This window comes from Gilliamella bombicola, assembly GCF_900094945.1.
In the GTDB taxonomy this organism is placed as follows: Bacteria; Pseudomonadota; Gammaproteobacteria; order Enterobacterales; family Orbaceae; genus Gilliamella; species Gilliamella bombicola.
This window is the reverse complement of the sequence record NZ_FMAQ01000001.1, coordinates 19,324-37,898: the sequence shown is the minus strand read 5'-3', so window position 1 is coordinate 37,898 and position 18,575 is coordinate 19,324. Positions and strand designations below refer to the sequence as shown.

The window sequence follows — 18,575 nt, the reverse complement described above, 5'->3', positions numbered from 1 at the left end:
CTGTTTTTTTATAGCTATTAACAATGTAGTTTTAATAGTGATTTCAATAGTAGTTTCAAAAATTAATTTAACGGCGCACTTTTTTGTGAGCAACAAACTGATAAGTTTGGGCAAATAAAAAAAGAGTTGCTTGTAAAATAACGATACAAGCGCTAGTTGACGCATCTATATAATAACTTATTAACGTTCCCATCACTGTTGAAAATGTCGAAACCAATACGGCAATCACTAACATCCATTCAAAGCGTTTACTTAATGAAAAAGCAGTGATGCCAGGGGCTATTAACATCGCAATAACTAAAATCATCCCAGCGACTTTTAATGATCCTACAATAGTTAAAGCCAAAACACTCAACAAACCGTAATGGAGTAACTTAACGGGCAGTCCTACAACTTTAGCTTGCACTGGGTCGAAGCAATAGAGCATAAGATCACGGCGTTTAATGATAATTAAAAGCGAGACAATTACAGCAATAAAGATGATCTGTTTAAGCTCGTCATAACTGGTGCCAAGCACACTACCAAATAGGATATGATTTAAATGTTGCGATGTATCTACTTTGGAAAATAACACTAAGCCAAAAGCAAACATCCCCGAAAACACAATTCCCATGACCGTATCTTCTTTAATGCGACTGTTTTCTTTAATATAACCTGTTGCAACCGAGCAAAATAGGCCAGAAGCAAAAGCACCGATGATAATAGGGATACCTGCTACATATGCCAGCACAATGCCGGGTAAAACCGCATGCGAAATCGCATCGCCCATTAACGACCAACCTTTTAAAACTAAAAAACAAGATAGTAGGGCACACACAATACCGGTTGCTAACGAAGCTAAGATTGCGCGCTGAATAAGGGGAAGAGTAAGCGGATAATAGATATATTCCCAAAACTCTGTCATACCAGCCCCCTTTTATTTAAACGGCTTTGGCGGATCCTAAGGCGATTTACAATTAACCCTTGCTGTGGAGCAAATAAGAATGCAGCAATAAATATTAGCGTTTGCAACGTAACAATAACGCCACCGGTTTCGCCATTTAAAAAGTAACTGATCCAAGCACCAATAGCACTTGTTATCGCACCAATTAGAACCGAAATAATCAATAAGTGCGAAAATCGATTAGTCAATAAGTAAGCGGTTGCACCAGGTGTAATAACCATAGCAATTACTAAAATGGCACCAACAGTTTGCAGTGCCGCAACAGTGCAGGCGCTTAAAATGGTAAAAAATAGGATTTTTAATGGTAGTGGTTTTAATCCAATGGATCGGGCATGGGTTTCATCAAAAAAAACGACTAACAAATCCTTCCAAAAAAAGAAAAGTAATATAAAAGACACCAAAATAATGATTTGCACTTGCCACATATCACTATCATCAATTCCTAGAATATTGCCAAATATAATGGTTTGCGCATTGATTGATGTTGGATTGAGCGAAATAATTAACAAACCGACAGCAAAAAAGGTTGAAAAGATAAAACCAATAATGGCGTCTGCTTTTAATCGGGTAAAGGCACGCACTAGCGTAATGGCTAGCGCAGCGAGTAATCCGGTAAAAAAAGCACCAACAGAATAAGGTACCCCCAACGCATAAGCCCCTGCAACTCCAGGCACAACAGAATGCGAAAGCGCATCGCCCATGAGTGACCAACCTTTTAACATTAAAAAAGCCGATAAAAAAGCACAGGCAGCACCCACAATACTACTTACCCAAATTGCTTTTAACATAAAACCGTAGGTGAATGGTTCAAGTAATAGTTCCATTTATTATTGCCCTTTTGGTTCATTATCGTGATGGTTAACTAGCAAATCTCGATGAGGTGAGTCATGCTTACCTTCCCCATAAAAAATTGCAGCGCGTTCATCATCGGTTAAGATCGATACTTTACGAGGATCTTCATCATCGTGCAATTGTTCGCCCGACAAACTCAGGTAACGCAGGGCACCACCAAAGGTGGTCATTAAATTTTGTGGTGTAAAGGTTGTTTTAGTTGGACCAAAGGCCAAAACAGTTTGATTAATTAATACCACTTGATCGCAAAATTCTGGCACACTACCTAAGTTATGAGTTGAAACTAAAATCAAATGGCCTTCTTTGCGCAGATTTTTCAACAGATCAATAATGGCATTTTCAGTTTTAACATCAACCCCAGTAAAGGGTTCATCTAGCAACAGCACTTTACCTTGCTGAGCTAACGCTCGAGCTAAAAATACCCGTTTTTTTTGTCCACCTGACAGTTCACCAATCTGACGATGTTTAAAATCGAGCATATTGACACGCTCAAGGGCAAGATCGACCTGTTTTTTATCTTCTTTACTTGGAATACGTAAAAAGGACATATGCCCATATCGCCCCATCATGACCACATCTGACACAAGGACAGGAAAATCCCAATCGACCTCTTCGGTTTGTGGGACATAAGCAATGATATTTTGTTTTAAGGTCTGCTTAACTGACATATCATTAAATGTGACATGACCACGAGTTGGACGAACCATCCCCATAATGCTTTTAAATAACGTCGATTTACCACTACCATTAACGCCAACTAACGCACAGATAGTGCCACCATTTAAGCGAAAGCTAGCATCATAAATTGCGGTATGACCATTATTATAAGTCACGGTGATATCATCAACATTCAAGCAAATTTGAGTCATTATTTTTCAAATCCTTTAGCGATAGTTTCAACGGTCACTTTGAGTAGATCAATATAAGTGGGTACAGGGCCATCTTTAGTTGAAAGTGAATCGACATATAAAACGCCGCCATATTTAATATCGGTTTCTTTACTAACTTGTTTAGCGGGCTTATCTGAAATAGTACTCTCACTAAAAATAACAGGAATATCATTTGCTCTAACTAAATCAATTAAATGCCTAACTTGCTGAGGGGTGCCTTGTTGCTCGGCATTGATTGGCCAAAGGTAAGCTTCTTTCAAATTATAGTCACGAGCCAAATAACTAAACGCGCCCTCACTGGTGACTAACCAACGTTTAGCTTCAGGAATTTTAGCTAAACGTTCACGTAATGGTGCATCAAGAGCTTTAATTTTAGCAATATAATCGGCTGCGTTTTTATTATAAATATCTGCATTTTTAGGATCGTATTTAACAAACGCCGCACGGATATTTTCAACATAAATTAAAGCCAACGTTGGCGACATCCAAGCATGCGGATTTGGGTTACCTTTATAGCTACCTTCTTGAATTGGCATTGGCTCAATACCCTCTGTCACTACAACCGAAGGTACATCTTTAACGTCTTCAAAAAAACGTTTAAACCAAAGCTCTAAATTAAGGCCATTCCATAACACCAAATCGGCTGAATGCACTTTAGTGATATCTTTCGGAGTGGGATCGTACTCATGAATTTCAGCCCCGACTTTGGTAATTGACTCAACCTCAGCAGCATCACCAGCAACATTTTGCGCAATATCTTGAATAATGGTAAAGGTGGTAACCACTTTAAACTTTTTTCCTACCGCATGGGCAGATTCAGAAAGACCAGCCAAAATAATTAACGAAGTTAAAATAACCTTTAATAACGTTTTGCGGTTTTTAAAAAAAATGAACTTCATTAGCGACTCCTTGCAAACAACACATAATCAAATAACAAAATTCAGTGATAGCGATATAACAATCAAGCAGAGATCTTTTATTTAATTAGTTATAATAATGAAACAGCATTACCGTTTGCAACAGCAATAAAATTAAATGTTAATGAGAATTATTATCATTTGGTGTAATAAAGTCAAATCCTTTTTAAAACTCGCTGTTTCTTGCTTCATTATTGCTATAACGATAGCCTGAATTTATTGTATATAAAACTCAATTAAATAGTAGGTAATTCCGTCTATTTAACTAATAGTTAGCACAAAACAAATAATTAACTAGGTCGCAATAATGTCTCTTTATTGATAATACCTAAAGGTATATTATTGAGCTAATTTTTACTGTTTTACCTATTTCTTAAATCAAGCGAGGCTTAACATGAAATTACGAAAAGTAATGATTATTGGCGTGGGTAATGTTGGATCAACAACAGCTTATACATTGGTTAACCGAGGCATTTGTGAAGAAATCGCACTCGTTGACCTCAATAAAGAGCTAGCCTATGGACATGCGCAAGACTTATTAGATGCCGCCGCTTATCGGCAAAACATGGTTAAAGTTAGCTTGCGTGAATCGACAGATTGCGCTGACATAGATATTGCCATTATCACCGTCACATCAGGCATAGCCCAAAAAAGCCGAGCCGAAGAACTTGCTGGTACATCTAAAATTGTTGCTAGCATTGTACCTAACATGATGAGTAATGGATTTAAAGGCATCTTCTTAATTGCAACCAACCCTTGCGATGCCATCACATATCAAGTCTGGAAACTATCAGGGCTACCTCGTCACCGCGTAATTGGTACAGGGGTATGGCTTGATACGGTACGATTACGTCGATTGTTAGGCGAAAAAATGGACATAGGCCCACAAAGCATTGACGCCTTCATTGTGGGCGAACATGGTGATTCGCAGTTTCCAGTTTGGTCTCATTCATCAGTTTATGGTATTAATTTAAATGATCTAGAAAAAAACAAAATAGATTTTGATGAAGTGGGTAGCCAAGCTCGAAAAATGGGCTTTGAAATAGCGAATCGAAAACACTGTACCGAATACGGTATTGCCAGCACTATCACCGAAATATGCCAACATATATTCACCAACAGCCACCGAGCATTAGCGCTCAGTTGTATTTTAGACGGAGAGTATGGCTATAAAAATGTTGCTATTGGTGTCCCTGCAATTTTAGATCAGCATGGAATCAAAAAAGTGATCAAGCTCGACTTTACCGAAAATGAAAAACAACTCTTTGAAAAAAGCGTAAATATAGTAAAAGGGTATATTGATCAAATTAGATAACTTGCAGTAAAAACATTTTAATACCTACTATTATATATAAAATAGCTGGGAGTGGTTTGGTTTAGGACGTTTTGGTCTTTAAAAAATAAATAGCATCTGAGATAACGCCCGAGTGAAGAATTTTTATGCGAAATCCTATAAAGCCAAGCCACATATTCCTTCTTAAGGTGCTAATCTTACCTAGTTGTTGGTACTTTTAAAGGTACTAAAAAAGCAACCAGCAAAAATATTCCCCAAAACAAGCAACGATAATTTAACTCCTATTATCCATAACAAAACTTTACAAATATTTAACAAAAAAACTAGCGCATTATTAATCAACCGATTATAATTCAATCGCTTTCAAAACAAGAGAGAGCTCATCAGTTAAGCAGTCAGTTGTAAAAAATTCAAATAAAACAAAAAATTACTTGACAGGATAATCGAAATGCGCTACCATGCATGGCATCTGGCATCTGGCATCTGGCCTGCCAAACCTACGCCCTAAATCTTTTTCATTTTCGCTGTAGTCTAAATCAGACTCAGTTCTTATTTGTATCATCTGAATTATCAAAATCATTGCATTTAACGAAGTCGCCATGTTTATCGGCAGTGTTATCACCAAGGCCGAGACACTTATCTTTTCTACCTAAATTGCCGTTGTTTTTTGTGTTGCTACTCTTATTGTCGTATGCGCAGTGTTCTATGGCATTGACGGCAAATACATCAAAGGAAATAGAAGGTAGTGCGCCGTATTTAACGTTCGACGGTGGTCGGACAAAGGTAACAGATGCAGACAGTTTGTTGTCTATAAGATTGCAGGATGGTCGGGTTATCACGCCATCTACTAATCCATCAAGTGCAGCAAATCCGATAAGTTTGCCGTATGTGGGGAGTAACTTAGGTCATATAACAATGGTCGTCCCGTCATCACAGAGTTCAATTAGTATGAATGATTTGGTTGTTCAGGGTAATTGGGAAGATGATGATGGGGATGGACAGGGGGCTAATGGAGTAACGGCTACAGGGAGTATATCGGTATCGTTTACGGATAAAAATGGCAATACCGTTAATCGTAGTGATGCATTAGATATATGTAATGCTCCTTATAGGGTAAGGTTAATAAGTACAGGAGGAAGTTTAACTACCCAGTATGGGGTGCCAAGGAGTAGTAATTTCGGTGGAGCTATGGTGGATTATTATATCAATCCGTATAACACTGTTGCTCGAGTTTGTTACGCAAGGCCGAATTTGTTAATGGGGGGTACTACTAACATCGTTTCTAATGATAATCCTCGCTACGCAGGTCCAGCTAACATATGGAGTCCCGTTAGGGGTTTTTTAGTTCAGTCAACAAGTCCATCATCTTACAACCGAAACTTTCCGACAACGGGTGCTGATGGATTGTATTTTGATTTAGACATAGGTGGAGTAGATGGAAGTCAGTTGACGTGGTCTGTTGTCACGAATGGTAGTATAAGAGCAACGGTAAGTTGGACAAAGCCGCGTTCTGGTGCATTCACAGACCCACATGGAAATATTCTACAAGCCGATGAATGGATTAGAGATAAATCCAGTTATGTAACACGGGTAACGTTAAGCGGTCCTAGGGCGGATAGAACTCAGTTACAGTCAGCTACTCCTAATCCATTGATTGTGCCATCTTTGCCACAGACGTTTGAGTTAGTCGGTAGGGATAGTCGTGGTCATGAGGTGAGGTATGGATTTGTCTTAAAGCAGTGGTTTGTCCATCAAGGGGCTAATAACTATAGCCAGCCTAATCAATCCTCTTGGTGTAGAAGTTTGGGTTATCGTTTGTCAGAGGTTAGGGATTTAACTAATGCGACTTGTTCTGGTTTTAATTCAGGTTCAGCTTGTCGAGCTGCAGTAGGCGCCACGCCGTCGTCTAGTAATAATGTTTACCAACGTCACATAGGTGCTGGGTTTTTCACGGAGTGGGGCAGCATGGGCATCTATGCTGATGCGGACTTCATCCCCGGCAGCTACTGGACGGGCGATGCCTCAGGTGGTAATGGCTTCAATGTCTACTCGGACAGCGGCGCCGTTAACGGGCTCAGCATCAGCAATAGCTCTTACGCTGTTTGCACCGCACCTTAGCTTTTATTTCTTAGTCCTTAAACCTTGGGCTGCGGGGGGGTTATAGTGTAGATAGAGGATAATCTAACAAAGAATAAAGTTCCCGCGTAGTTGGGGCGGACCAGTAAAACTGGGCTTGTGTTGTCGTGGTTAATTACTACAACAACATAAGATCCAAACAACCAAAGCAATAATCGCTTTTAATTCTCAAAAAAGTATTCAATTTTTCATTAAAAATCGGTCAGAAAAGGTATTGATTTTATTGGAATTTTTGGGGGTGTTTTTTAACAAAAAATACCCAATCAAAAATGTAAATCATAAAAAAATAATTTATTTTATTTGTCTTATTCCTGCATCAGAATGTGCCAACAACTAAACTAGGTTATTAGAATATAATATAGTTTTTTGTCGTTTTAATAGATATTTAAAGAAAAATGTTTCAGCCCGCTTTTTATCCAATTGAATCTATCGCGCATATAAACTTTTTACAATCATAGTTTAACTATAGTACGTCTTACGATACTGGGCAATTATTTTAAATAACACAATGATTTTATTTGCGATAATTTATCTAACCTTAACTTGGTCTAATCTATTTAATCAATTCGTGTTTAATTATTAGGAATCTTCTTGAATAAACCTATAAAATTTGATAGTTTACACGAAAGGATTTTTACATTAAAAACTCAAAAAAAGAAGGTAATTGTTATGACAATCAAAGTAGGTATTAATGGATTTGGCCGTATTGGCCGTATTGTTTTCCGTGCTGCTCAAAAACGTTCAGACATTGAAATTGTTGCAATCAACGATTTATTAGATGTTGAATATATGGCTTATATGCTTAAATATGATTCAACTCACGGTCGTTTTGACGGTACAGTTGAAGTTAAAGACGGTAAATTGGTTGTTAACGGTAAAGCAATCCGTGTTACTGCTGAACGCGATCCTGCAAACTTAAAATGGAACGAAGTCGGTGTTGATGTTGTTGCAGAAGCAACTGGTTTATTCTTAACTGACGAAACTGCGCGTAAACACATCCAAGCTGGCGCTAAAAAAGTTGTTTTAACTGGTCCTTCAAAAGATAGCACACCAATGTTTGTTATCGGTGTTAATGATAAAGATTATGCAGGTCAAGATATCGTTTCTAACGCATCATGTACTACTAACTGTTTAGCGCCATTAGCTAAAGTTATCAACGACAACTTTGGTATCGTTGAAGCGTTAATGACTACTGTTCACGCAACTACTGCAACTCAAAAAACTGTTGATGGTCCATCTCATAAAGATTGGCGTGGTGGTCGTGGTGCTGCTCAAAACATCATCCCTTCATCAACTGGTGCTGCTAAAGCAGTAGGTAAAGTTATCCCTGAATTAAATGGTAAATTAACAGGTATGGCTTTCCGTGTTCCTACTCCAGACGTTTCTGTTGTTGACTTAACAGCTCGTTTAGCTAAACCTGCTAAATACGAAGATATCTGTAAAGCAATCAAAGCCGCTGCTGAAGGTCCAATGAAAGGCGTTCTTGGTTATACAGAAGATGATGTTGTTTCTACTGATTTCTTAGGTGAAGTTTGCACATCTGTATTTGATGCTAAAGCCGGTATCCAATTAAGCGATAACTTTGTTAAACTTGTTTCTTGGTATGATAACGAAGTAGGTTATTCAAACAAAGTTCTAGACTTAATTGCGGTTATTTCTAAGAAATAATTAACATTTAGCTTTGTTTAAAGGCGGCCTTAGGGTCGCTTTTTTTATGCATTAAATTATGTAATTTTAGAATATAAAAAACGCCCATTTTCGAATGGGCGTTTTGCTGTATGGAAATGAATTTTTTAAGCTTCAATTATTAGATAACAACAACTTCAGCAGCGGCTGGTCCGCGAGGGCTATCTTGGATAGCGAATTCAACTTGTTGCCCTTCAGCTAAGGTTTTGAAACCGTCACCTGAAATAGCAGAAAAATGAACGAATACATCTTTGCTTCCATCAGCAGGGGTAATAAAACCAAAACCTTTACTTTCATTAAACCATTTCACTTGGCCTGTTTTCTTATTCATTTACTAGACATCCTAACAATAATTAATAATTAGCCTTTCGGCTCGTATGGGTATTAACATTGTATTAATTATGTAGCTCAAAACCATAATCATGTACTCAAGGTTACATTAATTAAGGTGAATCGTTTCCGTAATTTTTTACTATGTTGTTTGCCCATTGCTATTACCGCATAATTTATAATCGAAAGCAAGATGTTAATAACAATTTTTTTTACTTAGAATACAGTTTTTCTTAAATTTTTAGACAGTCACTTATTAATTGATAAAAAGTAAATTGCTGGGTAATTGAATCTTTTAAATTATTTCGAAAGTCGATATATTAGAGGTTGTTGATTTTTTGTATTAATCATAATTTTCTTTACATTTTTCGCCATATCATACGCACCGCTCCGATATAACTTATTTGTACCATTGATAATGGAAAATCAATAGCCCCTATATAAAATAAAAGCCATAAATGGTATTTATGGCTTTGTTGAAGTTTTTTGTTACTTAATTTTATTTATTTTTGGCTCGTTCAAATGACTCAATAATTTCTTTACGGGCTGCTTCAGCATTGTCCCAACCGTCAACTTTAACCCATTTACCTTTTTCTAATGCTTTGTATTGTTCAAAAAAATGTTTGATTTGCGATTTAAGTAATTCAGGCAAATCATCAACATCTTTAATGTGATCATATTCTTTTGATAGTTTGCTGTGAGGCACTGCAACTAGTTTTGCATCTTGACCGGCTTCGTCAGTCATTTTTAATACACCAACAGGGCGGCAGCGAATAACAGAGCCTGGTTGTAATGGGTATGGTGTTGGGACTAATACATCAACTGGATCGCCATCTAATGATAATGTGTGATTAATATAACCGTAGTTGCATGGATAAAACATTGCTGTTGCCATAAAACGGTCAACAAATACAGCGCCGGTGTCTTTATCGACTTCATATTTTATTGGATCTGCGTTAGCTGGAATTTCAATCACAACATAAATATCATCTGGTAATTCTTTACCTGCTGGTACATTTAAAAGTCCCATTTTTGTATCCTCTATCTAAGTTTATATAGTGTTTGTTATTAACAATAAGCGGCACATTATAAAGATTATTCTGTATCGCTCAATTCTTTTAAATATTGAAAAATTTGCCTTGCCGATTTGACGGGTTTATTGGCTTCTTGCTCTTTTTTAGCTAAACGAGCTAAGGTGCGAAGTTGCTGGCGATCGGCTGTTGGATATAAGTCCATAATGGTTTCAGCATCGCCAGTTGTGATCAGGTCATCGCGTAGCTTTTCGAGTTTATGAAATAGGGCAATTTGCTGATTGTGTCGATTTTTCAGTTTATCAAGCGCTTGGCTGATAGGTTCAATGTCACGGCTACGTAACAGTTTACCAATGTATTGAATTTGTCTGCGATATCCTTCTTTTTTTATTTTCTGCGCAAGTTCAATAGCATAAATAAGATCTTCATCCAGAGGGATTTTTTCTAGTTCGTTTTTACTTAAATTGACAAGTTCAATACCTAATTTTTTGAGGGCTTCGGCATCGCGTTTAATTTCACTTTTGCTAACGTAAATGATTTCCTCGTCTTCATTGTCAATAGCAAAGTTGGGTTCTAGGTTTGTCTCTTGATTGTGATTCATATTATTTCTTTTGTTAACTAATATTTAATTCTGGCTTATTATAACGTATCACTAGCAGAATTGTAGAAAATAATAAAATGAGCATTGAACAGAATAAAAAAGAAGCCTTAAAGCAAAAAGAACATTTATCAGCCATTGTCGCTAATGCTATTAATCAAGCAAAATCACGTGTTGATGCTGTTGAGGTATCAATTAATCAATCAACAGGTATTAGTGTAAGCACGCGTCTAGGCGAAACTGAAAATGTTGAGTTTAATAGTGATGGTGCGCTATCTATAACTGTTTATCAAAATCAAAGTAAAGGCAGTGCGTCAACCAATGATTTATCCGAACAGGCTATTTCGCAAACGGTGGATATGGCAATTAATATTATGCAATATACCTCGCCCGATCCTTGTTCTGGTTTAGGGGATGCAAGCCAAATGGCATTTAATCCACCTGATTTAGATTTATTTTACCCAAGTGATTTGAATGTCGATAACGCTATTGAGCAGGCCAAACAAGCCGAGTTAACCGCGCTCAATCATTCAAAATTAATTAATACTGATGGCGGTTATTTTAGTAGTCGCTATGGTGTTTATGTGTACGGTAATAGTTTAGGGATGTTACAAGGTTATTGCGCAAGTTCACATTCACTTTCATGTTCTGTCATTGCTGAACAAGCAGGGCAGATGGAAAGTAATTATGCTTATACTTCATCACGCGATTTTAGTGAGCTAAAATCAGCAAATTGGGTTGGTAGGCAGGCGGCCGACAGAGCGATTTCACATTTAGGCGCTAAGCAACTCCCAACCATGCAAGCACCAGTGCTATTTAGTGCGGAAGTTGCCGTTGGGCTGATTAGGCATTTAGTGGGCGCTATAAGTGGCGGGGCAATTTATCGTAAATCCTCGTTTTTATTAAACAGTGTTGGGCAAACTGTTTTTCCTAACTGGCTAACCATTTATGAAGATCCTCATATTCTAAAAGGTATTGGGTCATCACCTTTTGATAGCGAAGGTACTAAAACAGTTCAACGTAATATTGTTGAGCAAGGTGTGCTGCAGACTTATTTGTTAGGTAACTATTCTGCGCGTAAATTGGGTTTAACATCGACTGGGCATGCAGGTGGAATTCATAATTGGTTTGTATCACCAAGCCAAAATAATGCGGGTTTTGATGATATGCTTAAAAAATTGGATAAAGGTGTTGTTATAACTTCGTTAATGGGGCAAGGTGTTAATAGTGTGACTGGTGATTATTCGCGTGGTGCTACTGGTTTTTGGGTTGAAAATGGTCAAATTCAATATCCAGTTAACGAAATTACCATTGCTGGTAATCTTAAAAATATCTATAAGAACATTGTGGCAATCGGTAATGATATTGAGACAAGAACGAATATCCAATGTGGATCAATTTTGATTGATAATATGAGCATAGCCGGAAAATAAGGATCAGTATGGGCAGATTTTTTCACAGTGCTTTTTTTCAAAAAATAACTTCATGGATGCCAGGGTTAAGCAGTTTATTACAGTATAAACGCGAGTATTTAGGTTTTGACATTAAGGCTGGTCTATCGGTTGCCGCTGTTTCATTACCTGTGTCAATTGCTTATGCTGAATTGACTGGCGTTGGTGCTATAGCTGGACTATATTCGACCATTTTGCCTTTAATTGTGTATGCGCTTTTTGGTTCTTCTAAACAACTGATTGTGGGGCCTGATACGGCTACTTGTGCAGTGGTTGCGGCTGTTGTATTACCGTTAGCGGCAAATGATCCAATATTGCGTTGGCAATTAGTTGTGATATTAACAATCATGATAGGTATTTGGTGTATCATCGCAGGAAAGTTGCATTTAGGAGCCTTGGCCGACTTGCTTAGTCAGCCTATTTTAATTGGTTTACTAAATGGTATTTCAATCACCATTATGGTTGATCAGTTGGCCAAAACATTGGGCTTTAGTTATGATTATTCTTATTTGATTGAGCGAATTGTGTATTTCCCCTTTAAAATACTACAAATCCATATAGGTACTGCACTGGTTTCATTTTTTACGTTATTAATTTTAATTGTTTTAAAGCGTTTAAAGCCTCAATATCCAGCGCCGCTGTTAGCCGTTATTGTGATGACGTTTTTTTCATGGCTGTTTAATTTTGATCACTTTAATATTCGGATTATTGGTAATGTGAGTAGTGATTTTATTCCAGCCGAATCATGGCTTGATTTTGATAAAGGTTTAATGCGTGATTTAGTTGTTCCTTCACTTAATATTGCCATCATCTGTTTTGTGAGCATGATGATAACTGTGCGCAGTTTTGCATCCAAAAATAATTATGAAACAAATGCTGATGTTGAATTTAAAGCATTGGGTATTGCCAATATTGTAGCTGGGTTATCACAAGGTTTTGTGGTTAGTGGTACGTCATCAAGAACCGCTGTGAATGATGCCAATGGGGGGAAAACTCAGCTCGTTTCGATTATTGCCGCAATGTTAATTGGTCTAGTTGTGTTGTTTTTTCTTTCACCTTTACAATTTATTCCAACTTGCGTGTTAGGGGTGATTTTAATTTATTCTTCAATTTCGTTAATCAATTTTCAAACAATTATCCGTTTTTTTAAATTTGATCGGGATGCATTTTATTTAAGTTTGACAACACTTGTATCAGTACTGGTTATCGGTATTATTCCAGGTATGGCGTTAGCAGTATTATTAGGGCTATTTTTGTTTTTACGTCGTGTATTTAGGCCAAACGATCAATTGCTAGGCGTAGATGAAAGTGGTCGAATTCATTCAATAAGCCAAGATGTAAAGCCGCTCAGTAATACCATGATTTATCGATTTAATTCTCCATTGACGTATTTTAATATTGCGTATTTTAAACGAAGAATTATTAGTTATGTTGATGAAGCTCAAGAGCCTATACACTATGTGATTGTTGATGCAATTCCTTGTTTTACTTATAAAGATGTTAGTGTGCTTTCGGGAATTGATGAGTTGGTGAAGTCTTTAAAAGTAAGAAACATTATTCTAATTTTATCCGGTCGACGTAAAACGCTTAAAAACTGGTTTAAAAAAATGAATATTAGGCTTGATGAAGAATATGTTGAGTTCGCTTATGATCTTTATTTTGCGGTTAGATTGGTTCAAAGTAAGGAGCATATGGATAATAAGATTGACGATGAATATGACCAGTTATCATAATGGGTGATTAAATATGACAGATTTGTTTTTTTTATTTATCTAAATATCCCTTGATTTCGATAGATCAGCCAATATTAATATAGACAATACCCTACAAATTTAAGTAGAATACTAGATCTTTCAAATGAAGCATTTTAGTAAACAATTTTAGAGGTAAAAATGGCACGTGTAACTGTTCAAGATGCAGTAGAAAAAATTGGTAATCGCTTTGATCTCGTTATTGTAGCAGCAAGACGCGCTCGTCAACTACAAGTTGAAAATAAATCACCACTGGTTCCGGAAGAAAACGACAAAGAAACGGTTGTTGCTTTGCGTGAAATTGAAGAAGGTCTTGTAAATAAGCAAATTCTTGATGTTGCCGATTTCCAAGCACGCCAAGATGAAGAAGCAGAAGTGCGTGCAACGCTTCATGAGTCGATTCTTCTCGAAAATACGCCATCGTACGAATAAGTTTAGCTTGACAGGAATTGCTTATGCAATATTTTGATAGCTTAAAAGAGCTTGTAGCATCTTATCTTCCTCCTAAACAAGTCGAATTGATACAAGATGCTTATCTTTTTGCTAAAAATGCTCATGAAGGGCAATTCCGATGTAGTGGTGAACCTTATATCACTCACCCTGTTGCAGTGGCAACAAATTTAGCTGAAATGCGGCTTGATTATGAAACCATTATTGCCGCACTTTTACATGACACTATTGAAGATACTCCAGTCACTTTTCAAGATATTACAAACAAATTTGGTAATCATGTCGCCGTTTTAGTAGAAGGTGTCTCTAAACTTGATAAATTAAAATTCCGTAACAGACAAGAGGCACAAGCCGAAAATTTTCGAAAAATGGTGCTCGCCATGACCGAAGATGTGCGCGTTATTTTAATTAAACTTGCCGATCGTACTCATAATATGCGCACATTGGAGGCTTTAAGGCCTGACAAACGCCGCCGCATTGCTAAAGAAACTCTCGAAATTTATGCTCCTTTGGCTCATCGTTTAGGTATTCATCATATTAAAACTGAACTTGAGATTTTGGGCTTTACAGCAATGCATCCTAATCGCGCTAAAGTGATTGAAAAAGTGGTTAAAACAGCGCGTAATACCCGAAAAGAGCTTATTCAACAGATTTTGTCTGAAATAAAACAGCGATTACTCGATGCTTATATTGATGCAAAAGTGACAGGTATTGAAAAAAATATTTATGTGATTTATCAAAAGATGAAACTGCGCGAGCAGCAGTTTCATTCCATTATGGATATTTACACTTTTAGAATTGTGGTTAAAGATGTGGATGCCTGCTATCGTGCGCTTGGGCTGGTACATAATTTATATAAACCACGGCTTAATCGCTTTAAAGACTATATAGCAATTCCTAAAGCGAATGGTTACCAGTCGTTACATTCATCGTTAATTGGTCCACACGGAACCCCCGTTGAAGTGCAAATTCGTACAGAAGATATGGATCAAATGGCCGAAATGGGCGTTGCTGCGCATTGGGTATATAACGAAACTGACGAATTAAACAATACTACAACGCAAATTAAAGCACAGCGTTGGATGCAAAGCCTGCTAGAACTACAACAAAGTGTAGGGAACTCTTTTGAATTTATCGAAAACGTAAAATCAGACTTATTTCCTAAAGAGATTTACGTTTTTACTCCTAAAGGCCGTATTGTTCAGTTACCTGAAGGGGCGACTGCGGTTGATCTTGCTTATGCGGTTCATTCAGATATTGGTTATCAATGTATTGGCGCGATTGTTGATCGTAAACCTTATCCACTATCACAGCCATTAAGCAGTGGGCAGACGGTCGAAATTATTACCTCACCAGAAGGGCGACCTAATGCCAATTGGCTGAATTTTGTAGTGAGTGCTAAAGCAAAGTTGCGTATTCGTCATGCGCTAAAAACACTTAAACGTGAAGATGCCATTGAACTAGGCCGACGTTTACTTAATCTTTCGTTAGTTAAATCTGGCGGTATTAGTGGGCTATCATCGAGTCAAAAAGCTCGAGCGGTTGAATTAGCACAATTACCCACTTTTGATGACGTCTTAGCCGAAATAGGGCTAGGCAATATTATGAGTCATTTTATTGCTAAAGGTTTAGAGCATAAATCGCTGTTACAAAGTAAATCAGAGCAAAATAAAACACTTGTTATTACTGGTAGCGAAGGCGTTTTGGTGACATTTTCTAAGTGCTGTCATCCTATTCCCAATGATCCTATTGTTGGGCATGTTAGCCCTGAAAAGGGACTGACAGTGCATCATGAATCTTGTCGCAATATTACTGGTTATCAAAATAACCCAGAAAAATACATCTCGCTCAAATGGGCACCAGATATTTCTCAACGCTTTGTTGCTGAAATTTGGGTCGATATTTTAAATACTCAAGGTTCTTTAGCTCATATTCTTTCGATTATTAATGATGACAATACTCATTTGCAATGGCTAAATACTGAAGAAAAAGATAGGCAAATTTATACTGTTATCTTACAGATAGAAGTAAACAATACTCAACAACTTAATGAATTAATTCGTAAAATATCACTTCAACCTGATGTAGTAAGTGTTATACGAAATATAAATTAGTCATTATGATAAATCGTTTTCTAGACCATTTGCCATTAATAAAATTAATGGGGATTGGTGCAAGTTTAGAAAAAAAATTCAATACATTAGGTATTTATACCGCCAAAGATCTGCTATTGCATTTCCCTTTACGCTATGAAGATCGCACTTCGTCTTGTGCTATTGGTGATGCCGTTATCGGTGAATTTACGACAATCGAAGGTGTGATTGTCAAAAGCGAAGTGACATTTAGCCGTCGGAAAATGCTCGTTTGCTATGTTCAAGACCATTCAGGCATTGCTTTATTACGATTTATGCATTTTACTGCGGGTATGAAAGCTTCGTTAATAAAAGGAAAATGGGTCAGTGCTTATGGTGAAATAAAACGCGGAAAAAACCACCTTGAAATTATTCATCCTCAATTTAAACTTAAAACCAATCGGGATGATAAAAATACCACTTTAAATGATGATCAAGAAAAATATACGCCTATTTATTCAACCACCTATGGATTATCTCAAACAGTGATTCGACGGTCGATTATGACGGCATTATTGTTTTTGAAAAATAATCCTCCAGACGAAATTTTACCACCACAACTAGCTTGTCATTTTTTGTCAGCATTAGATTGTTTAAATACTATTCATAACCCACCGATTGATACCCAAATAGCGCAGTTAGAATCGGGAGAACACCCTGCGATTAAACGATTTATCTTTGAAGAATTGCTTGCGTATCATTTGAGTATGTTGATGATAAAAAAACATAACCAAAACCAGCAATCGCATCAATTTTTTCCAAATCAACGCTTGATTAAACCGTTTTTATCATCATTGCTCTTTACCCCAACTCGTGCTCAACAACGAGTTGTGCAAGATATTTATCAAGATATGACCAAACCTGTGCCGATGATGCGATTAGTTCAAGGTGATGTGGGCTCTGGCAAAACATTAGTTGCTGCATTAGCGGCATTAAATGCGATTGAAAACGGTAACCAAGTGGTGTTAATGGCGCCGACTGAAATATTAGCAGAACAGCATTATCACAATTTTAAACAATGGTTTGATCCACTAGGTATTTCTGTTGATTGGCTATCAGGGAGTTTAACAGCCAAAAATAAGCGACAGCGTTATGAGCGTATTTTAAATGGTGAAATTACCATGTTAATTGGAACGCATGCGGTATTTGTCGATAAAGTGCAATTTAATTCATTAGGTTTGGTTATTATTGATGAACAGCATCGTTTTGGTGTTAATCAGCGCTTAAGTCTTTGGGAAAAAGGCATTAAAGATCATCTTTATCCACATCAATTAATTATGACCGCAACGCCTATTCCCAGAACATTAGCCATGACAGTTTATGCCGATCTCGATGTTTCAGTTATTGATGAACTACCACCGGGACGAACGCCGATTACCACAGTTGTTATACCTAATACTCGCCGTGATGAGATCATTGAACGTGTAAATCAGGCTTGTTTAGATAATCGTCAAGTATATTGGGTATGTACTTTGGTTGAAGAGTCCGAAACGCTTGATGCGCAAGCGGCTGAAATGTTGGTTGCTGAATTACAAGCGCGTTTACCTCATTTAAGCATTGCGTTAGTGCATGGCAAAATGAAATCTGATTTAAAACAATCCGTCATGCAAGACTTTAAAGCCGGAAAAATTCAATTGCTTGTTGCCACAACGGTCATTGAGGTCGGTGTTGATGTACCTAACGCTAGTTTAATGATTATCGAAAATGCAGAACGATTAGGTTTGGCCCAATTGCATCAGTTGCGTGGACGAGTCGGACGTGGTTCGGCGGTGTCTCATTGTGTGTTGATGTATCAAGCACCTTTAAGCAAAATTGCCCAAGCACGTATGAAGGTAATGCGTGAAAGTAATGATGGTTTTGTTATTGCTCAAAAAGATCTTGAACTTCGAGGTGGTGGTGAAATTTTAGGAACACGGCAAATGGGAATGGCTAATTTTAAAGTGGTTGATCTGATTCGCGACCAGCATTTGATTAGCGAAGTACAGCAAGCCTCTTATGATATCCAAAAAAACTACCCACAAAGCGCAGTGCAATTAGTTGATTGCTGGCTACCAAATCGTGAAAAATATATTAATGCGTAATCTTTAATGTGTTGATTTTAAATTATTATCAAT

15 protein-coding genes are annotated in these 18,575 nt (G+C 37.3%); 8 read left to right on the top strand and 7 right to left on the bottom strand.

The features are described from left to right. Positions 1 to 67: 67 nt before the first annotated feature. From GA0061081_RS00190 to GA0061081_RS00175, 4 genes are read right to left on the bottom strand one after another with little or no spacing between them, the layout of a single operon-like run. Positions 68 to 904 (bottom strand): metal ABC transporter permease, encoded by an 837-nt coding sequence (locus GA0061081_RS00190; protein ID WP_091345949.1) that lies wholly within the window; start codon positions 902 to 904, stop codon positions 68 to 70. Further along, complete coding sequence (locus tag GA0061081_RS00185) at positions 901 to 1,767, bottom strand: metal ABC transporter permease (RefSeq protein ID WP_091345945.1); 867 nt, start codon at positions 1,765 to 1,767, stop codon at positions 901 to 903. Before GA0061081_RS00185 ends, GA0061081_RS00190 begins: the two co-directional genes overlap by 4 nt. Positions 1,768 to 1,770: 3 nt before the next feature. After that, positions 1,771 to 2,664 carry a manganese/iron ABC transporter ATP-binding protein gene (locus tag GA0061081_RS00180; protein ID WP_091345943.1) on the bottom strand — a complete coding sequence of 298 codons (894 nt, stop codon included), beginning with the start codon at positions 2,662 to 2,664 and terminating at the stop codon, positions 1,771 to 1,773. Beyond that, complete coding sequence (locus tag GA0061081_RS00175; protein ID WP_091345941.1) at positions 2,664 to 3,584, bottom strand: metal ABC transporter substrate-binding protein; 921 nt, start codon at positions 3,582 to 3,584, stop codon at positions 2,664 to 2,666. Before GA0061081_RS00175 ends, GA0061081_RS00180 begins: the two co-directional genes overlap by 1 nt. Positions 3,585 to 3,996: 412 nt before the next feature. Here GA0061081_RS00175 and GA0061081_RS00170 point away from each other — a divergent pair, with 412 nt between their 5' ends. From GA0061081_RS00170 to gapA, 3 genes are all read left to right on the top strand, one after another. Continuing rightward, on the top strand, positions 3,997 to 4,917 hold the full coding sequence (locus tag GA0061081_RS00170) for an L-lactate dehydrogenase (RefSeq protein ID WP_091345940.1): 921 nt from the start codon (positions 3,997 to 3,999) through the stop codon (positions 4,915 to 4,917). A 441-nt stretch (positions 4,918 to 5,358) separates the two neighbouring features. Next, entirely contained in the window at positions 5,359 to 7,014 is a 1,656-nt protein-coding gene (locus GA0061081_RS00165; RefSeq protein WP_141683301.1) for a hypothetical protein, read from the top strand. A gap of 687 nt (positions 7,015 to 7,701) precedes the next feature. Beyond that, a complete protein-coding gene (gene gapA, locus GA0061081_RS00160) occupies positions 7,702 to 8,700 on the top strand; it encodes a glyceraldehyde-3-phosphate dehydrogenase (RefSeq protein ID WP_091345936.1) in 999 nt (332 codons plus the stop codon). A 139-nt stretch (positions 8,701 to 8,839) separates the two neighbouring features. Here the strand turns inward: gapA and cspE are convergent, their stop codons facing one another. From cspE to yjgA, 3 genes are all read right to left on the bottom strand, one after another. Then, positions 8,840 to 9,049, bottom strand: coding sequence for a transcription antiterminator/RNA stability regulator CspE (gene cspE, locus GA0061081_RS00155; RefSeq protein WP_025315032.1), 210 nt, complete (start codon positions 9,047 to 9,049; stop codon positions 8,840 to 8,842). Positions 9,050 to 9,547: 498 nt separating this feature from the next. Then, positions 9,548 to 10,078, bottom strand: coding sequence for an inorganic diphosphatase (gene ppa, locus GA0061081_RS00150; protein WP_065561528.1), 531 nt, complete (start codon positions 10,076 to 10,078; stop codon positions 9,548 to 9,550). A 65-nt stretch (positions 10,079 to 10,143) separates the two neighbouring features. Continuing rightward, positions 10,144 to 10,680 carry a ribosome biogenesis factor YjgA gene (gene yjgA, locus GA0061081_RS00145; RefSeq protein WP_091345934.1) on the bottom strand — a complete coding sequence of 179 codons (537 nt, stop codon included), beginning with the start codon at positions 10,678 to 10,680 and terminating at the stop codon, positions 10,144 to 10,146. Positions 10,681 to 10,757: 77 nt separating this feature from the next. On the opposite strand from yjgA, the gene pmbA reads away from it, so the two are divergent. From pmbA to recG, 5 genes are all read left to right on the top strand, one after another. After that, a complete protein-coding gene (gene pmbA / locus GA0061081_RS00140; RefSeq protein WP_091345932.1) occupies positions 10,758 to 12,110 on the top strand; it encodes a metalloprotease PmbA in 1,353 nt (450 codons plus the stop codon). An 8-nt stretch (positions 12,111 to 12,118) separates the two neighbouring features. Next, the gene (locus tag GA0061081_RS00135; protein ID WP_202983819.1) at positions 12,119 to 13,861 is read left to right on the top strand and encodes a SulP family inorganic anion transporter; all 1,743 of its coding nucleotides are present in this window, start codon (positions 12,119 to 12,121) and stop codon (positions 13,859 to 13,861) included. A gap of 159 nt (positions 13,862 to 14,020) precedes the next feature. Then, the gene (rpoZ, locus tag GA0061081_RS00130) at positions 14,021 to 14,311 is read left to right on the top strand and encodes a DNA-directed RNA polymerase subunit omega (protein WP_091345929.1); all 291 of its coding nucleotides are present in this window, start codon (positions 14,021 to 14,023) and stop codon (positions 14,309 to 14,311) included. Positions 14,312 to 14,334: 23 nt separating this feature from the next. Then, positions 14,335 to 16,443 (top strand): bifunctional GTP diphosphokinase/guanosine-3',5'-bis pyrophosphate 3'-pyrophosphohydrolase, encoded by a 2,109-nt coding sequence (gene spoT, locus GA0061081_RS00125; RefSeq protein WP_091345927.1) that lies wholly within the window; start codon positions 14,335 to 14,337, stop codon positions 16,441 to 16,443. Between the two features lie 5 nt (positions 16,444 to 16,448). Continuing rightward, entirely contained in the window at positions 16,449 to 18,542 is a 2,094-nt protein-coding gene (gene recG, locus GA0061081_RS00120) for an ATP-dependent DNA helicase RecG (RefSeq protein WP_091345924.1), read from the top strand. Positions 18,543 to 18,575: the final 33 nt, after the last annotated feature.